Origin of the sequence: Mesorhizobium sp. M7A.F.Ca.ET.027.03.2.1 (assembly GCF_003999175.1) — a bacterium.
GTDB lineage: Bacteria > Pseudomonadota > Alphaproteobacteria > Rhizobiales > Rhizobiaceae > Mesorhizobium.
Genome location: NZ_RZOM01000495.1, coordinates 1 through 4,389, shown reverse-complemented (window position 1 = coordinate 4,389; position 4,389 = coordinate 1). Strand labels below are relative to the sequence as shown.

Annotated in this window: 5 protein-coding genes and 1 pseudogene; 3 read left to right on the top strand and 3 right to left on the bottom strand. The window is 64.1% G+C overall.

The window, feature by feature from the left end:
• On the top strand, positions 1 to 378 hold a 378-nt coding region (locus tag EN750_RS20585), incomplete at its 5' end, for a tRNA-dihydrouridine synthase (protein ID WP_189526347.1).
• A gap of 10 nt (positions 379 to 388) precedes the next feature.
• Here EN750_RS20585 and EN750_RS20580 read toward each other — a convergent pair.
• Positions 389 to 1,093, bottom strand: a complete 705-nt coding sequence (locus EN750_RS20580; RefSeq protein WP_127270820.1) for a TIGR02281 family clan AA aspartic protease — start codon at positions 1,091 to 1,093, stop codon at positions 389 to 391.
• Positions 1,094 to 1,100: 7 nt separating this feature from the next.
• The gene (locus EN750_RS20575; RefSeq protein ID WP_027036625.1) at positions 1,101 to 1,334 is read right to left on the bottom strand and encodes a DUF1289 domain-containing protein; all 234 of its coding nucleotides are present in this window, start codon (positions 1,332 to 1,334) and stop codon (positions 1,101 to 1,103) included.
• 197 nt (positions 1,335 to 1,531) lie between these two features.
• Between EN750_RS20575 and EN750_RS20570 the strand changes: the two genes are divergently transcribed.
• Complete coding sequence (locus EN750_RS20570; protein ID WP_127397489.1) at positions 1,532 to 2,530, top strand: nicotinate-nucleotide--dimethylbenzimidazole phosphoribosyltransferase; 999 nt, start codon at positions 1,532 to 1,534, stop codon at positions 2,528 to 2,530.
• Positions 2,531 to 2,542: 12 nt separating this feature from the next.
• Here EN750_RS20570 and EN750_RS20565 read toward each other — a convergent pair whose 3' ends face one another.
• Complete coding sequence (locus EN750_RS20565; protein ID WP_127270826.1) at positions 2,543 to 4,063, bottom strand: HAMP domain-containing sensor histidine kinase; 1,521 nt, start codon at positions 4,061 to 4,063, stop codon at positions 2,543 to 2,545.
• A 75-nt stretch (positions 4,064 to 4,138) separates the two neighbouring features.
• Between EN750_RS20565 and EN750_RS41695 the strand changes: the two are divergent.
• Positions 4,139 to 4,389: pseudogene (locus tag EN750_RS41695) on the top strand (thermonuclease family protein); the annotation flags it as partial.

Here is a 4,389-nt window from a genome sequence, read left to right as displayed (position 1 = left end):
GGTGGAATTCAGTCGATTGAAGAGGCGCAGAAGCATCTCGGTCATGTCGATGGCGCGATGCTTGGCCGCGCCGCCTACCACACGCCCGGCATTCTGGCCGGCGTCGATGCCGCTTTCTACGGCGTCCAGTCCGAGCCGTTCGATTTCGCCGCGCTGATCGATGCGATGGCGGACTATGCGGCACGCCATATCGAGCAGGGTGGGCGGCTTGGCCATGTCACCCGCCATATGGTCGGACTGTTCCATGGCCTGCCCGGTGCGCGCCGCTACCGGCAGATCCTGTCCACGGACGCGACAAAACCCGGGGCCGGCCCGGACGTGCTGAAGACGGCTTACGCGGCCGTCGAGTTCGGTGGCGCAGCAGCCGAAGCGGCTTGAGCTTCGGGGATCAATCCCTGAGGATCATGCGGTCGCCGCGCACGTCAAAACCCGACAATGAACCGATGAAGTTCATGCCGAGCAGGCTCTGGCTGAGCATGCCGGGTGCGGCGATCATCACCGACATATCCCTGCGCATGATGCCGCCGATCGCAATCTGATCGGTTTTCACGGCCGCGGCGCGTGCCATGCCGTTGGCGGTCGAAACCGGTATGGTGTAGTTGAGCGCCGCTGGATTGAATCCGGCGGCCTGCGCATCCTGCGACGTCAGCACGGTGCTGGTTGCGCCGGTATCCACCACGGCCCGGACCGGGTTCCCATTGATCAGGATGCGCGCTTCGAAATGGCCGTTGTCCGCCTTGTCGAGCGTCACCGTGGCGTGGCCGTCCTCGACGCCAAGCGCAAGCGGGCTGCCGGGAACAAGGCCCGCGGTCACCCGGCTGGCGACATCCTGCAACTCATAGCGATACTGGTAGCCGGCGATCAGCGCGAGTGCGATCGCCGCCCAGGCGCCGAGATTGCGGGCCATGGCGCCCAGGGGTCGGCCCGAGCGAAGCAGGCCGGCGCCGATAAGGGCGCCAAAGGCACCGAGCCAGATCAGCCGGCTGAAATCGTTGTTCTCGACGCCGAGCGTGCTGCCGGCGGAATCATTGAGCATGAGCAGGACTGCTCCCACCCCGATCGCGGCCATCAAAATCCAGAACAACCGGCTCATCCGCACCTCACGATAGCGCGTCGCGTTCGCGCGCCATACGGGTGCGGCGAGTTTCCCGGCGCGGCCGGCGTTCGACCGTCTCCAGCCGGGCCGGCAATTGCGCCATGACGCTGCGGCGCGTTTCCGTCGTCATCCCGATCCAGGCGCCGATTTCCTCGCGCGTGCGACCGCAACCGAAACAGAAGCCGGTTTTCATGTCGATCGAACAGACCAGGATGCACGGGGATTCGATGGCCGTCATGACTTTCTCTTGGGCTTCCATCCGGAATCCCTTGTTCCACCTCCACATGGTGCAATGGCAAAGCCAATGCAAGCCCTCGCGATTGCGCCCTTCGGGGCCGGCTTTGCGGCAAATGCAGGCCCATCATCCCGGAGGTTGTGCCAACCCCGCAAGGCGGCTATGCCGCTCACCAACTCCAGGGAATGATCGATAACAAGATGACCAGCGCACTGCCTTTCGACGATTTTCGCAACCTGTTGGCCAACCTGCCGGCGGCCGACACGGCAGCCGAGACCCGCGTGCGCACGCTGTTTGCCAAGGCCGATAAACCAGGCAATTCGCTTGGCCGCATCGAGGACATCGCCGCCTGGTTGGCCGGCTGGAGCGGACGGGCTCCGCCCGCGGTGACAAGACCGCTGATGGCGGTCTTTGCCGGCAATCACGGCGTCACGCGCCATGGCATTTCGCCACGGCCGGTGGCGGCGACCGCCAACGCGGTCGAACTTTGCGCCGCGGGAGGTGCCGCGATCAACCAGATCTGCATTGCCTACGATCTCGGGCTGAAGGTTTTCGATCTTGCCCTGCACATCCCGACCGCCGACATCACCGAAGAGGCCGCGCTGGACGAGCGTGGCTGTGCCGCCACCATGGCCTTCGGCATGGAAGCGATCGCCGGCGGCACTGACCTTTTGTGTCTCGGCGATCTCGGCGTCGGCAACTCGACCGTCGCCGCCGCCCTGTTTGCGGCACTGTTCGGGGGCAGGGGCGCCGATTGGGTCGGCCCGGGGTCGGGCGCCGATGCGGCGATGCAGGCACGCAAAGCCGACGTGGTCGATGCGGCGCTGGCTTTTCATGGCGGCCATCTCGGCGACCCGCTCGAGGCGCTGCGCCGGGTCGGTGGCCGTGAATTCGCGGCGATCGCCGGCGCCATCCTTGCCGCGCGGATGCAGAAGATCCCGGTGCTGCTCGACGGATTGGCGGCGACGGCAGCCGCAGCGGTACTGCATGGCGTCAATCCCACAGCGCTCGAGCATTGCCTTCTGGCCAGCCTGTCGCCGGAACCCGCGCATGCACGCGCCGCCCAACGGCTAGGGCTGCGCCCGTTGCTTGATTTGGGTATCAGCCATGGCGAAGGGGCAGGGGCCGCCCTTGCTGCGGGGCTGGTCAAGGCCGCCGCGCTGACCAGTTCGGGCATGGCAGCTGCGGTACGTGGCTAGAGTCTTGCCGGATTACCGTCGTCGAGCCGCCACCGCCGCAGTCGGCAGTGCCGGCAGTTCCTCCATCACCCGGCTGAGCGGGAAGATCGCGATCGCCTCGGTCCCTTCGCGCAGCTTGGAATGAAGTTCGAACTCGCCGCCATGCATGGCGAGCAGCCCTTGCACGATCGGCAGGCCAAGCCCGGTGCCTTGCTCGGCGCTCTTGATGGCAATGGAGCCCTGGCCGAAGGCGGAAAGCACGATCGGGATCTCGTCTTCCGGTATGCCCGGTCCGTTGTCCTTGATTGAAATGTATTGTCCGCCGCCCGCCGTCCAACCAACGCGGACACGGATTTCACCGCCGGTAGCGGTGAATTTTATCGCATTCGACAGAAGGTTGAGCGTGATCTGTCGCACCGCACGCTCATCAGCGAAAAGGCGCGGCAGTTCGTGCTCGAAATCCTGGACGACCCGGATATCCTTGTTGCGCGCCCTCAACTCCATCATGTGACAGCAGTCCTCAACGATACCAAGCAGCATCACCGGTTCTTCGTTGAGCTGGTACCGGCCGGCCTCGATGCGCGACAGGTCGAGGATCTCGTTGATCAGATCGAGCAGATGCTGACCGGATTCGTGCACGTCATGGGCGTAGTCGCGATAGGTGGGATTGCTCATCGGTCCCAGCACCTCGTTCGACATCACCTCGGAAAAACCGAGAATGGCGTTGAGCGGCGTGCGCAATTCGTGGCTCATCGAAGCGAGGAACCGCGATTTTGCCAGATTGGCGTCCTCGGCCCGCCGCCGCGCCTCGTCCGACATCGATTTCGCCGTCTCCAGCTCAGCGATCAGCGCATCCTTTTCGGAGCGGAACGACAACATCATCAGGGACGAGTGGTTGAGATGACGGGCCACATAGGCGAAGAACGGCAGCGAAACGACCAGCAGCGCGGCCATGATCGCCTCGACCGGCATCCATAGCTTGGCGCCGGCATAAGCGTAGAGCGCCACGGGAACGGCAAAGGTCGCCAACAGCGCCCCGCGCAGAGACGAGGTCATCACCGCGGTCGCCGCCATGGCGAACAACAGCACCACGGCCTTGACGATGTGGAACGGATCGACCTCGCAGACGCTGCAGCCAAGCCACACGAACCATGCCCAGCCGAGACCGCACAGGAAATGGCCGATCAGGAATTCCCGTCCTGCTTGCGAAGGGTTGAGCTCCGAAGCTTCGGTGCGCTCGATGCGCCGCGCCATGAAGGCAACGATAGTGTAGCAGGTCAGGGTGAACAGCGCCCAGAGCCCGATCTCGTTGCCGATTCCGGCCAGCCGGCCGGCCGCCGCGATCGCCAGAACAAGAAGCGGGATGGCGATGGCGCCGCTGGTCATCGCGCGGGCATGGAGCTTCAGCAGTTCACGATCGAAATCGGGATTGCCGGCCTGCTGCGAAAGACGGTCACGCGTCTTGCGCACCGCGCGCGCCACATCGCTGTTGCGATGAGGTTTCCTGCGGTCCACAATGAACTTGTCCGCTGTGTTCGAGCGTTGCAAGGGCATCAAAACTTCAATTTATGCGAGCAGCGGTTTCCAAGTGTTAAGCTACGTTCGAATGATTAATCAACCGTTTGCCATATGAGCCGCTCATGGTCGCCAAGACCGCGCCGGAGATACGTTGCGCGCCCCAGAAGCCTGTGGCGCCGGCTGGTGGATTACGGGCTTGCCGTCATCATCCTCGGACTGCTGATCCTGCTCGCGGCCCGCCTCGACCGGGTGGAGACACGCAAGACACAGGGCCTGGCAATCATCAACGACGGCGATTCGATCACTCTTGGCACTGAGCGCATCCGCATGCGCGGCATCGATGCTCCGGAATATACGCAGAC

Bases quoted from the DNA above. Each gene is read 5' to 3' on its own strand.
- EN750_RS20570 (WP_127397489.1), top strand. From the start codon at position 1,532: ATGACCAGCGCACTGCCTTTCGACGATTTTCGCAACCTGTTGGCCAAC.
- EN750_RS20565 (WP_127270826.1), bottom strand. From the start codon at position 4,063: ATGCCCTTGCAACGCTCGAACACAGCGGACAAGTTCATTGTGGACCGC.
- EN750_RS20575 (WP_027036625.1), bottom strand. From the start codon at position 1,334: ATGACGGCCATCGAATCCCCGTGCATCCTGGTCTGTTCGATCGACATG.
- EN750_RS20580 (WP_127270820.1), bottom strand. From the start codon at position 1,093: ATGAGCCGGTTGTTCTGGATTTTGATGGCCGCGATCGGGGTGGGAGCA.